The sequence below is a fragment of the Streptomyces sp. NPDC029466 genome, assembly GCF_055574515.1.
On the sequence record NZ_JBVHZH010000016.1, the window covers coordinates 46,883 to 67,304 of the forward strand.

22 protein-coding genes and 1 pseudogene are annotated in these 20,422 nt (G+C 70.7%); 12 read left to right on the forward strand and 11 right to left on the reverse strand.

Annotated features, from left to right (window positions below):
- Nucleotides 1–56 precede the first annotated feature (56 nt).
- The 3 genes from rocD to ACZ4XD_RS14760 all read left to right on the forward strand — a co-directional run bounded on the left by rocD (nucleotide 57) and on the right by ACZ4XD_RS14760 (nucleotide 2,997).
- A complete protein-coding gene (rocD, locus tag ACZ4XD_RS14750; protein ID WP_468042051.1) occupies nucleotides 57–1,322 on the forward strand; it encodes an ornithine--oxo-acid transaminase in 1,266 nt (421 codons plus the stop codon).
- A 216-nt stretch (nucleotides 1,323–1,538) separates the two neighbouring features.
- On the forward strand, nucleotides 1,539–2,093 hold the full coding sequence (locus ACZ4XD_RS14755) for a TetR/AcrR family transcriptional regulator (protein WP_468042053.1): 555 nt from the start codon (nucleotides 1,539–1,541) through the stop codon (nucleotides 2,091–2,093).
- A 31-nt stretch (nucleotides 2,094–2,124) separates the two neighbouring features.
- On the forward strand, nucleotides 2,125–2,997 hold the full coding sequence (locus ACZ4XD_RS14760) for a chitosanase (protein ID WP_468042055.1): 873 nt from the start codon (nucleotides 2,125–2,127) through the stop codon (nucleotides 2,995–2,997).
- A gap of 123 nt (nucleotides 2,998–3,120) precedes the next feature.
- On the opposite strand, the gene ACZ4XD_RS14765 is transcribed toward ACZ4XD_RS14760, so the two are convergent.
- From ACZ4XD_RS14765 to ACZ4XD_RS14800, 8 genes and pseudogenes are all read right to left on the reverse strand, one after another.
- Nucleotides 3,121–4,587: a nucleobase:cation symporter-2 family protein gene (locus ACZ4XD_RS14765; RefSeq protein WP_468042225.1), complete on the reverse strand. Its 1,467-nt coding sequence runs from the start codon at nucleotides 4,585–4,587 to the stop codon at nucleotides 3,121–3,123.
- Between the two features lie 303 nt (nucleotides 4,588–4,890).
- Nucleotides 4,891–6,294, reverse strand: a complete 1,404-nt coding sequence (locus ACZ4XD_RS14770) for an 8-oxoguanine deaminase (protein WP_468042058.1) — start codon at nucleotides 6,292–6,294, stop codon at nucleotides 4,891–4,893.
- Nucleotides 6,295–6,339: 45 nt separating this feature from the next.
- Nucleotides 6,340–6,876, reverse strand: a pseudogene (locus tag ACZ4XD_RS14775) (solute carrier family 23 protein); the annotation flags it as partial.
- Nucleotides 6,877–7,158: 282 nt separating this feature from the next.
- The gene (pucL, locus tag ACZ4XD_RS14780) at nucleotides 7,159–8,106 is read right to left on the reverse strand and encodes a factor-independent urate hydroxylase (RefSeq protein ID WP_468042061.1); all 948 of its coding nucleotides are present in this window, start codon (nucleotides 8,104–8,106) and stop codon (nucleotides 7,159–7,161) included.
- 7 nt (nucleotides 8,107–8,113) lie between these two features.
- Entirely contained in the window at nucleotides 8,114–8,557 is a 444-nt protein-coding gene (uraH, locus tag ACZ4XD_RS14785) for a hydroxyisourate hydrolase (protein WP_468042063.1), read from the reverse strand.
- Nucleotides 8,554–9,066, reverse strand: coding sequence for a 2-oxo-4-hydroxy-4-carboxy-5-ureidoimidazoline decarboxylase (gene uraD, locus ACZ4XD_RS14790; RefSeq protein ID WP_468042227.1), 513 nt, complete (start codon nucleotides 9,064–9,066; stop codon nucleotides 8,554–8,556). The genes uraH and uraD overlap by 4 nt, the downstream gene beginning before the upstream one ends.
- Before the next feature lie 210 nt (nucleotides 9,067–9,276).
- A complete protein-coding gene (locus ACZ4XD_RS14795; protein ID WP_387248383.1) occupies nucleotides 9,277–9,657 on the reverse strand; it encodes a helix-turn-helix domain-containing protein in 381 nt (126 codons plus the stop codon).
- Nucleotides 9,654–9,923, reverse strand: a complete 270-nt coding sequence (locus ACZ4XD_RS14800) for a YkoF family thiamine-binding protein (RefSeq protein ID WP_468042067.1) — start codon at nucleotides 9,921–9,923, stop codon at nucleotides 9,654–9,656. The genes ACZ4XD_RS14795 and ACZ4XD_RS14800 overlap by 4 nt, the downstream gene beginning before the upstream one ends.
- 134 nt (nucleotides 9,924–10,057) lie before the next feature.
- Here ACZ4XD_RS14800 and ACZ4XD_RS14805 point away from each other — a divergent pair, with 134 nt between their 5' ends.
- The 5 genes from ACZ4XD_RS14805 (at nucleotide 10,058) to ACZ4XD_RS14825 (ending at nucleotide 15,483) form a co-directional block, all read left to right on the forward strand.
- Nucleotides 10,058–10,900: a TIM barrel protein gene (locus ACZ4XD_RS14805; protein WP_468042069.1), complete on the forward strand. Its 843-nt coding sequence runs from the start codon at nucleotides 10,058–10,060 to the stop codon at nucleotides 10,898–10,900.
- Nucleotides 10,901–10,930: 30 nt separating this feature from the next.
- Entirely contained in the window at nucleotides 10,931–11,827 is an 897-nt protein-coding gene (locus tag ACZ4XD_RS14810) for a 2-hydroxy-3-oxopropionate reductase (RefSeq protein ID WP_468042072.1), read from the forward strand.
- A 313-nt stretch (nucleotides 11,828–12,140) separates the two neighbouring features.
- Entirely contained in the window at nucleotides 12,141–13,598 is a 1,458-nt protein-coding gene (locus ACZ4XD_RS14815; RefSeq protein WP_468042229.1) for a catalase, read from the forward strand.
- A 475-nt stretch (nucleotides 13,599–14,073) separates the two neighbouring features.
- A complete protein-coding gene (locus ACZ4XD_RS14820; RefSeq protein WP_468042074.1) occupies nucleotides 14,074–14,841 on the forward strand; it encodes a hypothetical protein in 768 nt (255 codons plus the stop codon).
- A 105-nt stretch (nucleotides 14,842–14,946) separates the two neighbouring features.
- A complete protein-coding gene (locus ACZ4XD_RS14825; protein ID WP_468042076.1) occupies nucleotides 14,947–15,483 on the forward strand; it encodes a GNAT family N-acetyltransferase in 537 nt (178 codons plus the stop codon).
- Between the two features lie 9 nt (nucleotides 15,484–15,492).
- On the opposite strand, the gene ACZ4XD_RS14830 is transcribed toward ACZ4XD_RS14825, so the two are convergent.
- From ACZ4XD_RS14830 to ACZ4XD_RS14840, 3 genes are all read right to left on the reverse strand, one after another.
- Nucleotides 15,493–15,831 carry a sulfurtransferase TusA family protein gene (locus ACZ4XD_RS14830; protein ID WP_468042078.1) on the reverse strand — a complete coding sequence of 113 codons (339 nt, stop codon included), beginning with the start codon at nucleotides 15,829–15,831 and terminating at the stop codon, nucleotides 15,493–15,495.
- Nucleotides 15,828–16,703, reverse strand: coding sequence for a carboxylating nicotinate-nucleotide diphosphorylase (gene nadC, locus ACZ4XD_RS14835; RefSeq protein WP_468042080.1), 876 nt, complete (start codon nucleotides 16,701–16,703; stop codon nucleotides 15,828–15,830). The genes ACZ4XD_RS14830 and nadC overlap by 4 nt, the downstream gene beginning before the upstream one ends.
- Nucleotides 16,704–17,155: 452 nt before the next feature.
- On the reverse strand, nucleotides 17,156–17,365 hold the full coding sequence (locus tag ACZ4XD_RS14840) for a hypothetical protein (RefSeq protein WP_468042082.1): 210 nt from the start codon (nucleotides 17,363–17,365) through the stop codon (nucleotides 17,156–17,158).
- A 330-nt stretch (nucleotides 17,366–17,695) separates the two neighbouring features.
- On the opposite strand from ACZ4XD_RS14840, the gene ACZ4XD_RS14845 reads away from it, so the two are divergent.
- The 4 genes from ACZ4XD_RS14845 (at nucleotide 17,696) to ACZ4XD_RS14860 (ending at nucleotide 20,409) form a co-directional block, all read left to right on the forward strand.
- Entirely contained in the window at nucleotides 17,696–18,697 is a 1,002-nt protein-coding gene (locus tag ACZ4XD_RS14845; protein WP_468042084.1) for an XRE family transcriptional regulator, read from the forward strand.
- Nucleotides 18,698–18,711: 14 nt separating this feature from the next.
- Nucleotides 18,712–19,290 (forward strand): HD domain-containing protein, encoded by a 579-nt coding sequence (locus ACZ4XD_RS14850; RefSeq protein WP_468042086.1) that lies wholly within the window; start codon nucleotides 18,712–18,714, stop codon nucleotides 19,288–19,290.
- A 103-nt stretch (nucleotides 19,291–19,393) separates the two neighbouring features.
- Complete coding sequence (locus ACZ4XD_RS14855) at nucleotides 19,394–19,774, forward strand: MmcQ/YjbR family DNA-binding protein (protein ID WP_468042089.1); 381 nt, start codon at nucleotides 19,394–19,396, stop codon at nucleotides 19,772–19,774.
- A 125-nt stretch (nucleotides 19,775–19,899) separates the two neighbouring features.
- Nucleotides 19,900–20,409, forward strand: a complete 510-nt coding sequence (locus ACZ4XD_RS14860; protein ID WP_468042091.1) for an NUDIX hydrolase — start codon at nucleotides 19,900–19,902, stop codon at nucleotides 20,407–20,409.
- Nucleotides 20,410–20,422 lie beyond the last annotated feature (13 nt).

Below are 20,422 nucleotides of genomic sequence, written 5' to 3' on the forward strand. Positions count from 1 at the left end.
ACCTTCCCCCTCCCGCACCCGCATCACCCGCGCCACCCAGGAACGAGGAACCACCCATGACCACCGCCGACACCACCGACACCACCGACACCACCGGCGGCTTCCCGCTCGCCCCCGAGGCCCGGCAGCACCTCCACCTCGCCGATACCGCCACCGCCCGCAACTACAGCCCGCTGCCGGTGGTCCTCACGTCCGGCCAGGGCGCGTGGGTGACCGACGTCGGCGGCCGCCGCTATCTGGACTGCCTGGCCGGCTATTCGGCGCTCAACTTCGGCCACGGCCACCCCCGGCTGCTGGCCGCGGCCCGGGACCAGCTCGAACGGCTCACCCTGACCAGCCGCGCCTTCCACAACGACCGGCTCGGCCCGTTCTGCCGGGATCTCGCCGAACTCGCCGGGATGGACCTGGTCCTGCCGATGAACACCGGCGCCGAGGCCGTCGAGACCGCGCTGAAGGTGGCCCGGAAGTGGGGCTACGAGGTCAAGGGCGTGCCCGCGGACCGGGCCAACATCATCGTCGCCGACGGCAACTTCCACGGGCGTACCACCACGATCGTGAGCTTCTCGTCGGACCCGGTCGCGCGGGACGGCTTCGGCCCGTTCACGCCCGGCTTCCGCTCCGTGCCCTACGGGGATGCCGCCGCGCTGGCGGCCGCGGTCGACGAGGACACCGTGGCGGTGCTGCTCGAACCGATCCAGGGCGAGGCGGGCGTGGTGATCCCGCCGCAGGGGTACCTGCCGGACGTGCGCGAGCTGTGCAGCCGGGAGAACGTGCTGTTCGTGGCCGACGAGATCCAGTCCGGTCTCGGCCGCACCGGCACCACCTTCGCCTGCGACGCGGAGGGCGTCACCCCTGACCTGTACATCCTGGGCAAGGCCCTCGGCGGCGGCATCGTGCCGCTCTCCGCCGTGGTCGGCCCCCGCTCGGTCCTCGACGTCATCCGGCCCGGCAGCCACGGTTCGACCTTCGGCGGCAATCCGCTGGCCGCCGCCGTCGGGCACGCCGTCGTCGAGCTGTTGCGGACCGGCGAGTACCAGGCGCGGGCCGCCCGGCTCGGCGAGCAGCACCGCAAGCGGCTCGAAGGGCTCATAGGCCAGGGCGTCCGCGCCGTCCGCAGCCGCGGGCTGTGGAGCGGAATCGACATCGACCCGGAGCTCATGTCGGGGCGCGAGGTCTGCGAACGGCTCCTGGCCAGGGGCATCCTCGCCAAGGACACCCATGGCTCCACGATCCGTCTCGCCCCGCCCCTGGTCGTCGCGGCCGACGAACTCGACTGGATGGCCGGACAGCTCGCCGAGGTGCTCGCCGCGCCGCGCGCCTGAGCGGGCCACAGTCCCAGGGCGGTGCCGGACGCGGGGAGGCGGCCGGCGCGTGCGAAGACCTCGGTCGGCCAGCAGCTCCTGCGGAGAGCGAGGGCGGTGGCGAGCCCGCCGGCGACCGCCGCGTTGCGCGGTGTCCGAGCCATGGCGGCACGGTACTATGTCCGTAGTAGATCCGCACTACAAACATAGTAAAGAGACACGGAGAAGGGCGCTCGGGTGGCACGACGACGGGATCAGGTGCTGGACGCGGCGGTCCAGGTACTGGGCAGCGAGGGAGCACGGCGGCTGACGTACCAGGCCGTCGATGCCGCGGCAGGCGTCCCGTCCGGCACCACCTCCAACTACTTCCGCAACCGGGCGGCACTGATCGACGGGATAGTCGACCACCTCCAGGCACTGGAGCGCCGCGACTGGGAGAACTTCGCCACGGCCGCCGGCCCGGCCGACGCCGGGGAACTCGCCGACGCCGTCGCCCGGTTCCTCCGGTACGCGACCGGACCCGAGCGGGCCAGGACCGGCGCCCGCTTCGCGCTCTACCTGGAGGCCACCGCCCGGCCCGAACTCCGCCCGACGCTCACCCGCGGCCGCGAGACCGTCATCGGGTGGGGAGCGGAGTGGCTCCAGCGCTTCGGCTCGCCGGACCCGCGCCGGCACTGCGAGATCCTCTTCGACTACATGGACGGCGTCGCCTTCCATCAACTCGCCTTCCCTGCCGAGGACTTCGACCCGGGGCCGGGCATCCGCGAGCTGCTGCGCGGGCTGCTGGGCTGACGCACCACCACCCGCTCCGACAGGAGATTCCATGCGCACCCGAGCGAACGGCCGGGCCGTGCCCGGAACCACCACCGGCCTCACCCTGGGCCTGGTGCTGCTCGCCGTGGCCACCGCCGGCGCCTGCACGGTCGCGCCGGGTGCCCCGCCCCGTACGGCCCCGGGCCACCACGCCCGGCACACGGCGCGCGCGGCGGCGGACCTGGACGACCCGGCGAAGAAGGAGATCGCCATGCAGCTGGTCTCCAGTGCGGAGAACTCCTCCCTGGACTGGCGGGCCCAGTACGGGTACATCGAGGACATCGGTGACGGCCGGGGATACACCGGCGGCATCATCGGCTTCACGTCCGGGACGCACGACATGCTCGAACTCGTCGAGCTCTACACCCGTCGCAAGCCCGGCAACGTCCTGGCCAAGTACCTCCCCGCGCTGCGCGAGGTGGACGGCGGCGACTCGCACGACGGCCTGGACCCCGGCTTCCCCGGGGCATGGAAGAAGGCCGCCCGGGATCCCGCGTTCCGGAAGGCCCAGAACGATGAGCGGGACCGGCTGTACTTCCGCCCGGCGGTCGAGCGGGGCAAGGCCGACGGCATCGGGGCGCTGGGCCAGTTCGCGTACTACGACGCACTCGTGATGCACGGCGACGGCGACGACCGGACCGGTTTCCCCGCGATCCGCCAGCGGGCCCTGGCCAAGGCCGAACCGCCCTCCCGGGGCGGCGATGAGAAGACCTACCTCAACGCCTTTCTCGACGCCCGGGTGTGGGCGATGCGGCAGGAGGAGGCGCACCGCGACACCAGCCGGATCGACACCGCGCAGCGGGTGTTCCTGAAGGACGGCAACCTCGCTCTGCACACCCCGCTGAACTGGAAGGTCTACGGGGAGCGTTACCACCTCGGCTGACCTCCCGGGCCGCGCCCGGACCGCCACCCGGAACACCACCGGGACCGCCGCCCGCACCGTGCCCGACGGCCCGTGGGGAAGCGCCGGATGCCGCTCCCCTACGGGCCGTCGGGCCGCCCGGTGTCAGTGGGCGGGCGCCGCCGCGGGCTCCCCGGCTCCGTCCGCGGGGACGGCGGCGGGCGGCGCTGCGGGCTCCGGACCGCCGTGCCCCGCCGCGGCCGGAGCGTCCGCCGGGTGCCCGTCCGCGGCGTCCCCGTCCGCCGTCTTCCCGCCGAAGTGGTTGAAGGCGAGGTTGAGGACGATGGCGACCAGACAGCCGGTGCTGATGCCGGAGTCCAGGACGACCAGCAGGTCCTTGGGGAGGTGGTGGTAGAAGTCCGGGGCGGCGATCGGGATCAGGCCGATGCCGACGGCCGCCGCGACGATCAGGGCGTTGTCCCCCTTCTCCATCGCGGCGGAGGCCAGCGTCTGGATGCCGCTGGCGGCCACCGAGCCGAAGAGCACGATGCCGGCGCCGCCGAGGACCGGCAGCGGGACCAGCGAGATGACCGAGGCGGCCACCGGGCACAGGCCGAGCACGATCAGGATCAGACCGCCGGTCGCGACGACGAAACGGCTGCGCACCTTGGTCATCGCGACCAAGCCGATGTTCTGCGCGAACGCGCTGTTGGCGAAGCCGTTGAACAGCGGGCTGAGCGCGGTGCCGAGGGTGTCGGCGCGCAGTCCGCCCTCGATGGTGCGCTCGTCCGCCGGGCGGCCGACGATCCGGCCGAGGGCGAGCATGTCGGCCGTCGACTCGGTCATACAGACCAGCATCACGATGCACATGCTGACGATCGCGGCGATGTCGAACTGCGGGGCGCCGAAGTGGAACGGCGTCGGGAAGCCGACCGGCGACGCCTCCGAGATCGCCGAGAAGTTGGTGATGCCCACGGGTATCGCGATCAGGGTGCCGGCGATCAGCCCGAGCAGGATGGCGATCTGCTGGAGGAAGCCGCGCAGCACCCGGCGCAGCACCAGCACGATCAGGAACGTCAGCGCGGCCATGCCGATGTTCGTCAGCGAACCGTAGTCCGGGGCCCGGTCGTTGCCGCCCTGGGACCAGTTGAACGCCACCGGCAGCAGCGAGACGCCGATCAGGGTGATGACGGTGCCGGTGACCACGGGCGGGAAGAACCGTACGAGCTTGGAGAAGTAGGGCGCGACGAGGAATCCCAGCACCCCGGCGACGATCACCGCGCCGAAGATGACCGGGAGGGCGTCGCCGGGTCCCTGGGCCTTGCCGATGGCGACCATCGGCGTGACACCGGCGAACGAGACACCGTTGACGAACGGGAGCCTGGCGCCGACCTTCCAGAAGCCCAGGGTCTGGAGGAGGGTGGCGATACCCGCGGTGAAGAGGCTGGCGCCCATCAGGAAGGCGGTCTCGGTGGCGCTCAGCCCGCAGGCCGGGCCCACGATCATCGGCGGGGCCACCACACCCGCGTACATCGCGGCCACATGCTGGAGGCCGCTGGTGAACATCTTGAAGGGCGGGAGGGTCTCATCGACCGGATGTTTCCGGTCCCCCTCCGACTGTTGCCCGGTCATTGCGGCCACTGCGGGCCTCCTTCGTTTTCTGCGTCGCCGGGGGCCGGCGAGGCGAGGCTGTCACGGAGGGCGTGCGATGTGGTGCGTACTGCGGGGAGTCGCCTGGTGAGCGTGGTGGGGCCGGGCGCGCTTGTGGCGCGTGGACGGGGGTGGCCGGGCCAACCGGCCCCGGAGATACGGGAGTTCCCATACCTCCGGGGTCCGGCGCTTGTGGACCCCGCTCGGATCCACAAGCCCGGCCGGGAGCCGTCCCTCCCGGCCGAGTCAGGGGGTTGCGCCGGTCGCGTGACCGCGCCGTGGGGGTCAGCCCTCGGCGGCGATACGGGCCAGACGCCGGGCCTCCGCCCGCGCGGTGCGGGCGATGGCGTCCTCATCGACGTTGCTGAGGTGGTTGTCCTCGACGACCGGCCGGCCGCCGACGAGGGAGAGGGTGACCGGCGCGGCGGCGCCGAAGACCAGCGCGGTGACCGGGTCGGCGATGGAGGAGTGCCCGAGGCCGTCCAGCTTCCACAGCACCAGGTCGGCGAGCTTGCCGGCCTCCAGCGAGCCGATCTCGGCGGTCCGGCCGAGGACCTGCGCACCGCCGTAGGTGCCCAGCCGCAGCGCCTTGCGGGCGTTGAGGGCGGCCTCCTTGTGGGCGCCGAGACGGTTGATGAGCAGCGCGTTGCGCAGCTCGGTGTGGAGTTCGCCGGACTCGTTGGAGGCGGTGCCGTCGACGCCGAGGCCGACCGGGACCCCGGCCGCGAGCAGGTCGGGGACGCGGGCGATACCGGCCGCGAGGCGGGCGTTGGAGGACGGGCAGTGCGCGACGCCGGTGCCGGTGCGGGCGAAGGCGGCGATGTCGGAGTCGTTCATGTGGACGCAGTGCGCCATCCACACATCGTCACCGAGCCAGCCGGTGGACTCGAAGTAGTCGGTCGGGCCCATGCCGAACAGCTCGTGGCAGAACTTCTCCTCCTCCACGGTCTCCGAGCCGTGGGTGTGCATCCGTACGCCCTTACGGCGGGCCAACTCGGCACCCTGCCGCATGAGTTCGGTGGAGACGGAGAACGGCGAACAGGGCGCGGCGGCGATCTGCACCATCGAGCCGAAGGAGGCGTCGTGGTGGGTGTCGATGGCCTCCTCGGTCGCCAGCAGGGCGCCCTCGGTGGTCTCCACGGCGAAGTCCGGGGGCAGCCCGCCGTCCTTCTCGCTGCGGTCCATGGAGCCGCGGGCCAGCGTGATCCGGGCGCCGATCTCCGCGGCGGCGGCGAGCTCCGCGCCGACCAGGTCGCCGGAGCCCCGGGGGAAGACGTAGTGGTGGTCGGAGGCGGTGGTGACGCCGCCCCTGACCATCATGCCGAGCGAGCCCTGGGTGGCCGCGGCGAGCATCGGGGCGTCGATCCGGGCCCAGGTCGGGTAGAGCGCGACCAGCCAGTTGAACAGGTTGTGGTCGGTGGCCAGGCCCCGGGTGAGCCACTGGTAGAAGTGGTGATGGGTGTTGATCAGGCCGGGGGTGACCAGATGTCCGGTGCCGTCGATCCGGCGGACCACGTTCGACAGCCCCTCGGGGGCCTTGCCCGCGCCCAGCGACTCGATGACCTGGTCCGCGACGACCACGTAGCCGGTGGCGTACTCGGTGTCGTGGGCGTCGACGGTCGCGATGGCGCAGTTCTCGATGACGAGGCGCTGCGTCACCGCGCTGTCAGGGGATGCCGGTGCAGCCATGGTGCGGTTCCTTCTTTCGGTACTGGCGGTGGGCACGGCATGGCCCTAGGGGATTTGAGTGCCGGAGCCGGACGAGGCGGCTGACAGGACCGCTGCCCGTGGGCTGCTCCGGGTGCCGAGATGGTGGAAGAACAGATTGAGCACGACCGCGGTCAGGGCTCCGGCGCTGATCCCGGAGCCGAGCACGGTCCGTGCCCAGGCGGGGAAGTCGGCGTAGAAGGCCGGCGCGGCGAGCGGGATGATGCCCGCGCCGAGTGAGACGGCCACCAGGATGATGGGGGAGCTGTCGTCGAGACCGGCCTCGGAGAGCGTACGGATACCGCTGACCGCGATCGATCCGAACAGGACGATACCCGCGCCGCCGAGCACCGGCATCGGCACCAGGGAGACCACCGCGCCCAGCACCGGGAACGCGCCCAGCACCAGCAGCGTGGCACCGGCCAGCGCGACGACATAGCGGCTGCGCACGCGGGGCAGCGAGACCACCCCGACGTTCTGGGCGAAGGCGCTGGTCGGGAAGCCGCCGAAGACGGGGCCGAGCAGGGTGGCGAGGCCGTCGGTGCGCAGTCCGCGGGTGAGGGTGGCGGCGGTCAGTCGGGTCCGGCCCGCGGTGTCCAGGCCGACGGCCTGGCCGATGATGAGCGGAGGGGTGACGACACCGGCGTACATGGCCGCGATGTGCTGGAGCGCGGCCGGGACGAGCCTTCTGCCCGCCGGCTTCTCGTCCACCGGATGGACCGGGGACGCGGGGTGGTGCGGGTCGTGCGGGTGCTGTGCCATGGGTCGTTCCCCTCAGGTTGTGCGTTCCCCTCCCCGCTGCGGGGTGGGGAGGGGAACGCACGGCACGGCGTTGCGTCGGAGCGCTCAGAGGTTCGTCAGATCCACCGGGATCCTGGGCTCGACACCGTCGCGCAGAACAGTGGCTTCGATCAGGCCGTACGGGCGGTCGGCCGCGTAGTAGACCTCGTTGTCGTTCTTGAGCCCGAACGGCTCCAGGTCCACCAGGAAGTGATGCTTGTTCGGGAGCGAGAAGCGGATCTCGTCGATCTCGGAGCGGTGATTGATGACGCGCGACCCCATTTGGTACAGGGTCTGCTGGAGCGAGAGGCTGTAGGTCTCCGCGAAGGCCTCCAGCATGTGCTTCTTGACCTGCTCGTACGAACGCTCCCAGTTCGGCATCCGCTGCTCGTCGTCGGTCCAGTTGAACCGCCAGCGGCCGGACACCTCGGTGGCGAGGATGCGGTCGTAGGCCTCCTTGAGGGTCGTGTACTTGTCCTTGATGTAGCCCCAGAACTCCGAGTTGGTGGAGTTCATCACCACGAGGTCCTTCAGCCCGGAGATGACCTGCCACTGCTCACCGTCGTAGGTGATCTCGGTCAGGCGGGTCTCCTGGCCCTTGCGGACGAAGGAGTGCCGGACCTCGTCGGCGCCGATGAAGCGGGAGTTGGCGTCGGAGGTGGCGATCCGCTCCCAGGCGTACTCCTCGATCCGGATGCGGGCCCGGTGGATCGGCTCCTGGCTGCTGACGAAGTGCCGGGCCAGGTGGATGCCGAACTGCTCGGCCGACTCGATCCCGTACTCCTTGGCGAAGGCGTACACGGTGTTCTTGGTCGTGTCCGTCGGCAGGCAGTGGGCGTTGGAGCCGGAGAGGTGGACCTCTTCCAGGTCGCCGGAGAGCGACACGGAGACGTTCAGGTCCTTGATGTGGTGCGTGTCGCCGTCGCGGGTGATCTTGACGACGCGGTTTTCCGCTTTGCCGTACTGGTTCTGGCCGAGCATCACCGGGCGGGCCGGGCGGGAATGGGCAGTCATGTCGGTGCTAGCTCCCTCGGTATACGGAGTAGCCGAACGGGTTGAGCAGCAGCGGTACGTGATAGTGCTCGCCCGGCTGGACGGCAAAGGTGATTGCCACCTCCGGGAAGAACGCTCCGCTGTCCCTTACGCGGGGGGCGTCCTGCTGTTCCTCGGCTTGCTGGTGTGCTGTGCGGTGTTCGCCGTGCTGGTGTGAACTGCCGTGCTTGCTTGAAACGAAGTACTCCTCGACGGCGAAGTCGAGGCGCACATGGGTGGTGCCGGCCGGCAGGTCCGGCAGGTCCTTGCAGCGTCCGTCCGCGTCGGTGGTGGACGCGCCGTGGGCGGTCCAGGCGCCGTCGCTGCCGGAGCGCACCGAGAGCGTGAGGGCGACGCCCTCCGCGGGGCGGCCCACGCTGGTGTCCAGGATGTGGGTGGACACCGACGTCGGTGCGGCCGTCTCGCTGCTCATGCTGCGTCTCCTTCTGCGTGCTCCGCGATACGGGTCAGACGAATGCGGTTGATCTTGCCGAGTTCCGCGCGGACGATCTCTCGTTCCTGGTCCGGCGTGTTGCCGATCCGGTGCCGGACCGCGTCCCGCATCTGCTCTCCGGTCCGGCCGGAGGCGCAGATCAGGAAGACATGCCCGAACTTCTCCTGGTAGGCCAGGTTGAGTTCGAGCAGCTCCGCCTTGAGCGCGTCGGAGGCGCCCGCCATACCGCTCTGCTCACGGTGCGAGGTCGGGTCGCCCGGCTTCGGCCGGCCGATGGGCGGATGCCCGGCCATCGCCTCGGCCAGATCCGCCGCGGTCAGGCCGGCCATGGCGGCGTCGTTCGCGGCGAACAGGGCGTCGGTGGTGGCGTAGGGACGCCGGGCGAGTATCCGCTCGCCCCATGTCCGGCTGGCGCACACCTCGTGCAGTGCGGCGCGTGCCGTGGCGTCGTCCGCGGTGTTGAACCGGGTGAGCCCCGCCGGGGGCACGGGGGTGTCCCCCGTCGAGCGTGATGAACTCGAAGACACGGGAAGCCTCCGTGGCCTGGTGGTGCTGGACAGCTCTGCTTGGCTGGAAACAGCTAAGACCCCCGGCAACAACACGTCAACACTTTGTTGAAAACTCGGCGGCACAAAAGCCGCCGTCCGGTGCTGCGGGACGGCGGCCGAGGCAGCCGGGTGGGGCCGCGACCGGCTGCCTCAGTCGGCACCCTTCGCGGCATTCTCCCTGTTCAGGTAGTTGTACACGGTGAAGCGACTCACCCCGAGCGCACTGGCGACCGTCTCCACGCCATGCCGGACCGAGAAGGCGCCGCGGGACTCCAGAATCCGCACGACCGACTGCTTGGTCTTACGGTCCAGCTCGGCCAGCGGCACCCCGTGCCGGCGCTGGAGCTCGGCGAGGATGTGGTCGAGCGAGTCCGACAGATGCGGGAGCCGTACGGCCACCCGGTCCTGGCCCTCCCAGGTCAGGACGACATCGTCACCTTCGGCCAGGTCCGGCGCGATCATCTGGCCACCCATCGCGTCGACCAGCGGCTTGACCGCCTGGACGAAGGGGTGGTCGGCGGGATCCGTCATGTCGCGTCCCCCTCGCCCGGCCCGGCCTCGCCGATGACATTGACCTGAAGCGAGACCCGGGTGGCACCCGCTTGCAGGGATTCGCGCAGCAGCGCGGCCACCGCACCGAGCACCTGGTCGGCGTCCCCTTCGGCCGTATTGCCGAACGGACCGACATCCACGGCGTCCAGCTCGGCGCCCGTGACGATGTCCCGCGCCACCACCGCATGCGCCGGCGCCTCGTCCAGGTCGAACGGCTCCGTTGTGAACTCCACTCTCAATCGCACGCCGCTCAACCTACGCGCGGTTCGGCCCGGCCACCAGAAATTGCCCCGGGGCCCCCTTGACAGCCTCCGAGCCCGCCAGGCACTGTTCCATTAAGCAGAAAAACAGTTCCACTATCCGGAAGGGCGCCGCCGTTATGGGTTTCCCGGACACGCGCTTCAACGTCAATCTGTCGATCCTGTTCACCGAGCTTCCGCTGCTGGAGCGGCCGGCCGCCGCACGGGCCGCGGGCTTCACCGCCGTGGAGCTGTGGTGGCCGTGGGTGGATGCCCCGGTGCCGGAGCAGGCGGAGCTGGACGCACTGCGCGACGCGCTCAACGACGCGGGGACCCGGCTGGTGGGGCTGAACTTCTACGCCGGGCAGCTGCCGGGCCCGGACCGTGGCGCGCTGTCCGTGCCCGGCGAGGAGTCGGCGAAGTTCCGGGCGAATGTGCCGGTGGCGGTGGAGTTCGCCCGCTCGCTGGGCTGCACGGCGTTCAACGCGCTGTACGGCAACCGGGTCGAGGGGGTGGACGCGGCCGAGCAGGACCGGCTGGCACTGGAGAACCTCACGTACGCCGCGCGGGCCGTGGCGGAGGTGAACGGGACGCTGCTGATCGAGGCGCTCAACGCACCCGAGTCGCCGAACTGCCCGATCGTCTCGGCACCGAAGGCGATCGAGGTCGTGGACGCGGTGAACGCGGCGACGGGCCTGGACAACGCCCGCTTCCTGATGGACCTCTACCACCTGTCGATGAACGGTGAGGACCTGGACGAGGTCATCGACCGCTACACCGGCCGGACCGCGCATGTGCAGATCGCCGACAACCCCGGCCGGGGCGCGCCCGGCACCGGTGACCTCGACCTCGCCGGCCTGCTCGACCGCCTCGTCAAGGCCGGTTACGACGGCTGGGTCGGCCTGGAGTACAAGCCCGGCGACGGCACCAGCGCCGCGGCCTTCGGCTGGCTCCCGGCCGACCGCCGCGCGGCGCACTCCTGACACCTCGTAAGCGCTTCGAAAGAGACACTCATGAGCAATCTTCCCAAGGTCGCGTGGATCGGTCTGGGCATCATGGGCTCACCCATGGCCGAGAACCTGATCAAGGCCGGCTACCCGGTGACCGGCTACACCCTGGAGGCCGACAAACTGGAGCGGCTGGCCAGGAACGGCGGGAGCGTGGCCGGCTCGATCGCCGAAGCGGTCGCCGACGCCGACGTCATCATCACCATGGTCCCCGCCTCCCCCCAGGTCGAGGCCATCGCCTACGGCCCCGACGGCATCCTGGCCCACGCCCGCCGCGGCGCCCTGCTGATCGACATGTCCTCGATCACCCCGCAGACCTCCATCGACCTGGCCCACGCCGCCGCCGACAAGGGCATCCGGGTCCTGGACGCCCCCGTCTCCGGCGGCGAAGCCGGCGCCATCGAAGCGGTCCTGTCCATCATGATCGGCGGCGACCAGGCCGACTTCGACGCCGCCCGCCCCCTGCTGGAAGCCCTCGGCAAGACCATCGTGCGCTGCGGCTCGCACGGCTCCGGCCAGACCGTCAAGGCCGCCAACCAGCTCATCGTCGCCGTCAACATCCAGGCCTGCGCCGAAGCCGTCGTCTTCCTGGAGAAGTCCGGCGTCGACCTCACCGCCGCCCTCGACGTCCTCGGCGGCGGACTGGCCGGCTCCACCGTCCTGGCCCGCAAGAAGGACAACTTCACCACCCGCGACTTCCGCCCCGGCTTCCGCATCGACCTCCATCACAAGGACATGGGCATCGTCACCGACGCCGCCCGCGCGGTCGGCGCCGCCCTCCCCGTCGGCAGCGTCGTCGCCCAACTCGTCGCCTCCCTGCGCGCCCAGGGCGACGGCGGCCTCGACCACTCCGCCCTCCTGCGCGGCGTCGAACGCCTCTCCGGACACCCCACCGAAGGCTGAGTCCACGGCGGCACAGCGGGCCCCGCCTCGGGGCCCCTGTCCGCCGCCCCATGAGGAAGCCGCCCCCACGCGGCGACCCGGCCCCTTTGGAGGCCCGGGTTCCGCTGACGCTTCCCCTCCGCTTCCGGGCGGCGGCCGCGCCGACACTTGTCCTGTCGCGCCCAGGCACGGCCGCCGCCCGGAACACCACCGGATACCTCTCAGCTTTGTTTCAACAAACTGTTGACGTTTGGTCGTAGCGCTTCTTACGCTCCGACACGCGGAAGCCAACTTCCGCGCTCTCGTACGGAAGGTCACCATGTCGAAGCCCTCGCTGACGGCGCGCTTTCTCACTACGGAGGCTGGCGCCCCCGTCGCCGACAACCAGAACTCCGCCACCGCCGGCGTCGGCGGCCCGCTCGTCCTCCAGGACCAGCACCTGCTGGAGAAGCTCGCGCGCTTCAACCGCGAGCGCATCCCGGAGCGTGTGGTGCACGCCCGTGGCTCCGGAGCGTACGGCTACTTCGAGGTGACCGACGACGTCACCGCCTTCACCCACGCCGGCTTCCTCGACACCGTGGGCAAACGGACCGAGACGTTCATCCGCTTCTCGACCGTCGCCGACAGCCTCGGCGGCCCGGACGCGGCCCGTGACCCGCGTGGCTTCGCCCTGAAGTTCTACACCGAGGAGGGCAACTACGACCTCGTCGGCAACAACACCCCGGTGTTCTTCATCAAGGACCCGATCAAGTTCCCCGACTTCATCCACTCGCAGAAGCGCGACCCCTTCACCGGCAAGCAGGAGCCGGACAACGTCTGGGACTTCTGGGCCCACTCCCCCGAGGCCACCCACCAGATCACCTGGCTGATGGGCGACCGCGGCATCCCGGCCTCCTACCGCCACATGAACGGCTACGGCTCGCACACCTACCAGTGGACGAACGCCGAGGGCGCGGCCTTCTTCGTCAAGTACCACTTCAAGACCAACCAGGGCATCCGCTGCCTGGACGCCGAGCAGGGCGCCGCGCTCTCCGGCTCGGACCCGAACAGCCACCAGACCGATCTGCTCCAGTCCATCGAGCGGGGCGTGTACCCCTCCTGGACGCTGTATGTGCAGATCATGCCGGCGGCCGAGGCGGCCGACTACCGCTTCAACCCGTTCGACCTGACGAAGGTGTGGCCGCACAGCGACTACCCGCTGCAGCGCGTGGGCCGCCTGGTGCTGGACCGCAACCCCGACAACGTCTTCGCCGAGGTCGAGCAGTCCGCGTTCTCCCCGAACAACTTCGTGCCGGGCATCGGCCCGTCCCCGGACAAGATGCTCCAGGGCCGGCTGTTCGCCTACGCGGACGCCCACCGCTACCGCCTGGGCGTCAACCACACCCAGCTGCCGGTGAACGCCCCCAAGGCGACCGAGGCCGCCAACTACGGCCGCGATGGCCTGATGGCGACCAACGGCTACGACCGGTACGCCAAGAACTACGAGCCCAACTCCTACAGCGGCCCGGTGCAGACCGGCCGGGCGCTCTCGGCGCCGCTCGCCGTCTCCGGCCACGTCGGCACCCATGAGGCGCCCGCGCACACCAAGGACGACGACTTCTTCCAGGCCGGTGAGCTCTACCGGCTGATGTCGGAGGACGAGAAGAAGCGTCTGGTGAACAACATCGCCGGCGGCCTCTCCCAGGTCAGCCGCGACGATGTGATCGAGAAGAACCTGGCCCACTTCCACGCCGCCGACCCGGACTACGGCAAGCGCGTCGAGGCCAGGGTCCGCGAGCTGCACGAGGACTGACGGGAGGTCAGTTCCTCGTGCGTCCGTACCGGCGGCCCGTTGAGGGGTGGCTGTCGGTACGGAGAAGGGGTGCGAGCTCCGCGGCATACGGGAGCACGCAGTGCGGTGGCAGCGCTCGCCCGACAGGAAGGGCGAGCCCGCTCCCCCGCCGCGGAGCCCGCCTCCTCCATCCCAGACTCCGTCCGGCGGTGCGATGTCCCGTCGCGCCCGATAGCCCGCGCTGCCGGACGGACACCACTACAGGGCCCGGCCTCCGTACGGTCACGGACGCCGGGCCCTGTCACGGGCGCCGGGCCCTGTCGCACCACGGCGAGGTGCGCACCGCGCTGCGCACCCTCCGTCCGCCCCGACTCCCCTGCGTTCTTCCTCACTCGCACTCACCGCCGCAATTCGGCCCCCGGCACCCGACTTTGGAGGGACCATGGGGGCAGCAGCAGATCCGACTGTCTGCCGCCCGACCTGCCAGGAGCCGACCATGGCCGACAGCGTGCCGGTGCGGTGCCCCACGTGCCGCCGCGAGAACGCCTTCACCCCGCCCACCTTCCCGTGCGCCTGCGGGGCCCCGCTCACCATGCCCGTACTGCGCGGCGGGGTCCCCGTCGAGATACTCCACCGCACCTGGCAGGCCTCCTGGGTGGAGGTGCGCTGCGAGGTCTGCGGCCGGCAGGACGAGTGGCCGGCCCCGGAGTCCGGCTGCGCCTGCGGCACCGTCGTCCGGGTCCCCGTCGCCCCGGCGCCCGCCCTGCCGCCCCCGGACTTCCCGTCCTCCGGCCCCACCGCGCCGAAGCCCGCGTCAAAGCCCGCACCGAGGCCCGCCCCACCACCGGCCGCCGACCCCGCGCGCGCCCTCCTGCGGCCCGCCTTCCGCCCGGTCACGATCCGTACGGCCCGCGACTGCGTCACGGCCGCCGCACAGTATCTGAAGTGGCTGGGCTACGCGGATGTCGCCCGCACCCAGGAGCGCACCGCCTCCGGCGTGGACCTGCGCGGCACGGGCGTGGTCGCCCAGGTCGACCCGACCACCCGCGCCACCGAGCTGCGCGAGATCGAATGCCTCTGGCTCAACGGCCTCAACGACTCCGCCATAGCCGTCTTCTTCTCCCTCGCCGGCTACGCCCGGGACGCCCGCACCCGCGCCGACGACCTCCACCTCCCCCTCTTCGTCATGGACCTCACCGGCACCCCACAACCGGTCAACGACCCGGCCGACGAACTGATCAGGTATGGGGCGGCGGAGCGGTGAGAGCCCGGCCGAGGGGGATACGCCGGCACCGGCCGGGCCGGTCGTAGCCCCCACCGGCCACAAAACCCGCTCGCCCGCCCCCTCGGAAGCGGCGACACTGGTCGCGTGATCATCCAGGTGCCCGCCCTCGACGAACTGCCCGCGCTGCGCGCCATCGAGCGAGCGGCCGGGGAGCCGTTCCGTGGACTCGGGATGGCGGCGGTCGCCGACGACGAGCCGCCGTCGATCGAGCAGTTGACGGAGTTCCAGCGGGCGGGGCGGGCGCTGGCCGCGTACGAGGAAGCGGGGCCGGGCGGCGGGCGCCGCCGCCCGGTCGGCTATCTGCTCTGGGAGCCGGTCGACGGCTGCACCCATATCGAGCAGGTCTCGGTCCACCCGGACCGGGCCCGCCGTGGCATCGGCCGGGCGCTCATCGACCGGGCCATGGGGGACGGCGGCCGGGTCGCGCTGACCCTGACCACTTTCACCGAGGTGCCGTGGAACGCGCCGTATTACGCCCGGATCGGATTCCGGGCGCTCCCCGAGGCCGAACTCACCCCGGGGCTACGGGCGATCCGCGCCCACGAGGCGGCGTTGGGGCTGGATCGCTGGCCGCGGGTGGCGATGCGCCGGGAGCCCGGCTGGACGCGTGGGGAGGGCTGAGACCGCTGGTCAGAGCTCCGTCTCCGCGCTCGGCCGGTCTGTGCGCCACGGTGCGTCGGAGCGCGTGCGGCGGGCGTCGGCGGAGAGGCGGAGGGCGTAGACCGTGCCGTCCGGCTCGTCGCTCGGTACCGGTCCGAGATAGTGATGGCCGGTCATATGGCACCAGGCCGGCAGATCGAGCGGAGCTGCCGGATCGGTCGCGATGACCTGCACGACCGTGCCCGGCTCGGCTTCGGCGATCTCGGCCCGCAGCCGCAGCAGGAGGGCCACGCAGAGCAGGCCGGTGCCGTCGACGGTGAGGTCCGCTGCCGGTACGGGGCCGGGGGACATCGGCCGCGTGGCCGTCATGCGCGGGGTGTCCCGGTCAGCAGCATGCTGAGGTCCAGCGCCGGGGCGCTGTGGGTCAGCGCGCCGATGGAGACCATGTCCACCCCGGCCTCGGCGATCGGCCGCAGTCGTTCCGGAGTGACTCCGCCGGAGGCTTCCAGGACGACGCCGGCGCCGGGGGCGATCTCCGCCCGGGCCCGTACGACCTGCCTGATCTCGTCGATCGTCATGTCGTCGAGCATGATCCAGGGCACCCGCGCACGCAGTGCTTCCTCCGCTTCCGCGACGGTCTCCACCTCGATGTCGATGAGCGTCTCCCGGCCCTCGGCCGCCATACCGGCGCGGACCGCGTCGATCGCCGCGGTGACACCGCCGGCAGCTGCCAGGTGGTTCTCCTTGAGCAGCACCATGGCCGAGAGGTCGAGCCGGTGGCTGGTGCCGCCCCCGGACGTCACGGCGTACTTGTCCAGGGCCCGCAGCCCGGGGGCCGTCTTGCGGGTGTCGAGGACCTTGACGTCCAGGTCGGCGACCAGGTCCGCGTACTGCTTCGTCAGCGTGGCGATACCGCACATGCGCTGGAGGAAATTCAGCGCGGTGCGTTCCCCGGTGATCAGGCTGCGTCCCTCGCCGGTGAGGCGGACCAGCGTCCGGCCCGATGAGACGAGCGTCCCCTCCGCCACCAGCACCTCCACCGTCACGTCGGGGTCGAGCTGGCGGAACACCTCGGAGACGGCGGGCAGCCCGCTGATCACTCCCGGCTGCTTCGCGATGATCTCGGCCTGCGCACGCAGCCCCGCGGGCACGCTCCAGCGGGTGGTGACATCGTCACGGCAGCCGTCCTCGGCAAGCGCGCGGGCGACGGCGTCGCGTACCGCTAACGCAGGGAAATCCATGGCTCCTCGTTTCTGTGTGGCGCAGACTCGGGTGCTCGTTACGGGAGTTGAGGGCATACCGCTGCTCGCCGTTCCCGTTCCGGACCACCGACTCTGCTTCGATTTCAGAAACAGTACTCCGCCTTCGGTGATTTGAGAATCGAAACGGAGGAGGGGTGCCGGGCGATGGGTAGGACAGACGGCCTGGTGTCATCCGCAGCCGCGCGCCGTGAGCTGGTCGACTTGGTCACCCGGCTCATCGCAGGTCACCGTCCGCGATCCGCTGATCCCGCGTCCGGGTCACCCGCAACTCGTGGAGATTCCGCACCGGCCACTCCCGGCACCCAGAAATCCGGAGATAGAGAACGCCTTCCTGATGTCGGTGACAACAGCACATCGATCGGGCGCGTACTCCATCTCATCGCCGACAGCCGGCACGCGACGCTCGGCCGGCCCGGGCCATGCGAAGTCATTCACCGGGCCGCCCCTTCCTGCGCGGCTTTCCGCTTCGCAATGGCCCGTTCCAGCTGGATGGCGTACAGCTCTACCTGCCCCGGGTCCATGACCAGGAGGGAAGGCTCTGTGTGACCTTCGCGGTGATGAATGGTCACGGGCAGCGCAGCCTGCTGGGCGCGCGGGTCGTAGGTAAGGTCCCGCCGATCGATCGTGATGTGTGAGATCACTGCATTCCTCCTCGTCAAAAGCCAAATGGAGAGTCCCGCTCACCCTGTCGGGTGAAGATTCATACGGAGCCCAGGGGCGCCTGTGCGGACTGGGGCCCGGCCGACAGATGGCAACTACCGGACATGGGCCGGGCCTTGAAGTTGCCCATCCCGAACGTAGAGTCGCGACCGGTGCGATAGGACTGACCGGGGGTACGTGTTAGGCAGTGGATCGCATTCGGGGGCTTCATGGCAGCCAGACAATCCGCGAGAAATCACGGGACCACGGGCCTGATCGCGGGATTTGTGCTGCGCTTGACCAGGGAATCCATCCCGCTCACACAAGCGGGAATGGCTGAAGCCCTCGGCGTAGACCTCGGAACCGTCCAGGGGAGGGAGTCCGGGCGCCGGCCCCTGGTCAACATGAAGGCGGGGGCGCTCCTTGATCTGCGCCGCCGGTTATTGGCCCTCGGCGCTGACCAGGCGGCTCTTGGCCTGCTGGATGCCGCCATGGATGCCGACCGAATCATCGGCGCGGCGCTTGATCCACCGGAACAGCCCGAACTCCACCCGCTCGCCGGATGGGTACACACCCGCGATACAGCCCACATGATCGCCTGGGCCGTGAACGGGACCCCGCCACCGGCACTGCAACGGCCTTCTCCCACCAGGCGCGGCCCAGTAGCCACGGCCCCCCTCATGGGCACACAGGAACGGAGTGCATTCTTCTCGCACTTGAGGAGCGCCGTCGAAAGGGCCGAGAAGGCAGGCGACGGCCGCGCGCTCCTCCACCGGCAGGCGCTCTATCTCACCAGCTACGACGGCAGTTCGGAGGCCAACTCCTGGACTGCGCACGCCCTCCACGCCCGGCGGGGCCTCATCACCGTACAGGGAGGGTCGCCGCGCTGGGCAGGAGCCCGCTCCACCGCTACCGCACTCGCCCGCCGTGGCGACCCCGTGCCGCTGCTGGACTTCATCGACCGGTCGATTGCCGACGACGACGCGGCAGAGACGGCGAACCTGAATTACTGGGCTTACTGGCTGGGGGTGCTCAGGGAGCCGCAGCCCAGCGACGCGTTCATGATCGACCGCGGTCTGACCGGCTGGGACCCAGTGACCCTTCTTCGGGGGCTGGCCCAGGGATTTCACGAATCACCAGGTTATGCCGACCTGTACGCCCACTCCCTTTGGGCCCTGCTGACGGCTCACAGGTGGTTACCGCAGGCATCGCCCGCGCTCACCCGCACCCTCGCCGGACGCGTCTCGCGGATACTCGAAACGGGCTCGATCTCCCTGCGCTCCCGGCGCGAACTGGGCGCCGTGCATTACGTTCTACGCGATCAGGAACCATGACACCGGAGGGCACCATGGCCGACGAGAACATCAGCGCACGGGGCACGGCGGGGTACCTCCTGGAGTTGGGGATGCTCAAGCGGGCCAAGCGGTCCGGCTGGTGGATCGCCGGAGTCAAAGACCCCGAGAGCATCGCCGAGCATTCCTTCCGTGTGGGCATCATCGGCGCGGTGCTGGCCATGATGGAAGGGGCCGACCCGGCGAAGGTCGCCCTGATGTGCCTGTTCCACGACACCCAGGAAACCCGCGTGGGCGACATCCCGCACATCGGTCGGCGCTACCTGGAAGCGGCTTCGAATGAGAAGGTCACCGCCGACCAGGTTTCCGCTGCGCACCCCGCCGTCGCCTCCGGAGTCCAGCGCGTCGTCGAAGAGTATGAGAACGGCGACTCGCTTGAGGTCGTTGTCGCCCATGATGCCGACAAACTCGAATGCCTCGTACAGGCCGTCGAATACCGCGAGCAGGGCTGCAGCATCGTTCAGAACTGGATCGACACCAGCTTGGCAAGTCTCAAGACCGCGTCGGCGCAGGCTCTCGCGGAGGCCGCGCTGAGCATGTCGTCGATCGAGTGGCAGCAGACGTACCTGCGCTGACGGGTGCTTCCGTCGTCCCGGCCCGCACCCAGGACGCGGCCGGGACAGAACACAGCGGTGCGGCCGACGAGGGAGCCGACCCCCGGCCGGGGAGAATGTGCGGATGATCGACGCGAATGCCCTGCGGGCCGTCTGCCTGGACTTCAACGGTGCGACCGAGGAATTCCCCTTCCCGCGGCACCCTGATGTGTCCACCTTCAAGGTCGGCGGCAAGATCTTCGCGCTGACGACGCTGACGGATACGCCGCTCACCGTGAGCCTCAAGTGCGAGCCCGAGCTGGCGGAGCGGCTGCGGGCGGCGCACCCCGAAGTGGTGCCGGGCTACCACCTCAACAAGCGGCACTGGAACACCGTTTCTCTGGACGGTGACCTTCCCGACCGGCTCGTACTGGACATGATCGAGGACTCGTACGACCTCGTGGTCGCCTCGCTGCCCAAGGCGCAGCGCCTGCTGCTGGACTGGCCGGGAGAGCGGCGGTCCTGAACACCGCCGCCGGTCCGGTCCCTGCGGCCCACCGAGGCATGTACCGGCCTGGCGGTCGGCGCGGCGTGTGCGACGGCGTGCCGGGCCCCAGCGGCCGCCACCGCCCGGCGGCGTAGGCTGGCGCGATGCGAACTCCCCGCCAGGCGGCCCGGGTTGCCGTGCTCGACCCCGACGGTGCGCTCTTCCTCTTCCGGTACGACAACGAAGAGGTGGGGGTGCACTGGGCGATGCCCGGCGGCGGGCTGGACCCCGGCGAGGCGCCGCGCGCGGGGGCTCGGCGCGAGCTGCGCGAGGAGACCGGCTGGACCGATCTGGAGCCGGGGCCGCTGCTGGGCACCTGGGAGCACGATTTCACCCGGGCCGGCGTCCCCGTACGCCAGCACGAGCATCTCTATCTGGCCCACGGGCCGCGCCGGGAGCCGGCCGAGGGGGTGGCGGCCGCCCATGTGGATGACAAGATCCTGGGCTGGCGCTGGTGGAGCCCGGCCGAGCTGGCCGCCTCCGCCGACCCGCTCTGGCCGCCCCGCCTGTCCGCGCTGCTCGCACCGTGGCGGGGCGCGGTCGGCCACGCCACAGCAGCACCCGGGCCGGTCGACCTGGGGTACGTCCCGCAGGAAGCGGCGCGGCCACGCTGAACACCCCGCGCCC

Excerpts from the sequence above, each read along its gene's own strand:
- rocD (WP_468042051.1), top strand. The coding sequence starts at position 57 with ATGACCACCGCCGACACCACCGACACCACCGACACCACCGGCGGCTTC.
- ACZ4XD_RS14760 (WP_468042055.1), top strand. The coding sequence starts at position 2,125 with ATGCGCACCCGAGCGAACGGCCGGGCCGTGCCCGGAACCACCACCGGC.
- ACZ4XD_RS14765 (WP_468042225.1), bottom strand. The coding sequence starts at position 4,587 with ATGACCGGGCAACAGTCGGAGGGGGACCGGAAACATCCGGTCGATGAG.
- ACZ4XD_RS14770 (WP_468042058.1), bottom strand. The coding sequence starts at position 6,294 with ATGGCTGCACCGGCATCCCCTGACAGCGCGGTGACGCAGCGCCTCGTC.
- pucL (WP_468042061.1), bottom strand. The coding sequence starts at position 8,106 with ATGACTGCCCATTCCCGCCCGGCCCGCCCGGTGATGCTCGGCCAGAAC.
- uraH (WP_468042063.1), bottom strand. The coding sequence starts at position 8,557 with ATGAGCAGCGAGACGGCCGCACCGACGTCGGTGTCCACCCACATCCTG.
- ACZ4XD_RS14795 (WP_387248383.1), bottom strand. The coding sequence starts at position 9,657 with ATGACGGATCCCGCCGACCACCCCTTCGTCCAGGCGGTCAAGCCGCTG.
- ACZ4XD_RS14805 (WP_468042069.1), top strand. The coding sequence starts at position 10,058 with ATGGGTTTCCCGGACACGCGCTTCAACGTCAATCTGTCGATCCTGTTC.
- ACZ4XD_RS14810 (WP_468042072.1), top strand. The coding sequence starts at position 10,931 with ATGAGCAATCTTCCCAAGGTCGCGTGGATCGGTCTGGGCATCATGGGC.
- ACZ4XD_RS14820 (WP_468042074.1), top strand. The coding sequence starts at position 14,074 with ATGGCCGACAGCGTGCCGGTGCGGTGCCCCACGTGCCGCCGCGAGAAC.
- ACZ4XD_RS14830 (WP_468042078.1), bottom strand. The coding sequence starts at position 15,831 with ATGACGGCCACGCGGCCGATGTCCCCCGGCCCCGTACCGGCAGCGGAC.
- nadC (WP_468042080.1), bottom strand. The coding sequence starts at position 16,703 with ATGGATTTCCCTGCGTTAGCGGTACGCGACGCCGTCGCCCGCGCGCTT.
- ACZ4XD_RS14845 (WP_468042084.1), top strand. The coding sequence starts at position 17,696 with ATGGCTGAAGCCCTCGGCGTAGACCTCGGAACCGTCCAGGGGAGGGAG.
- ACZ4XD_RS14850 (WP_468042086.1), top strand. The coding sequence starts at position 18,712 with ATGGCCGACGAGAACATCAGCGCACGGGGCACGGCGGGGTACCTCCTG.
- ACZ4XD_RS14855 (WP_468042089.1), top strand. The coding sequence starts at position 19,394 with ATGATCGACGCGAATGCCCTGCGGGCCGTCTGCCTGGACTTCAACGGT.
- ACZ4XD_RS14860 (WP_468042091.1), top strand. The coding sequence starts at position 19,900 with ATGCGAACTCCCCGCCAGGCGGCCCGGGTTGCCGTGCTCGACCCCGAC.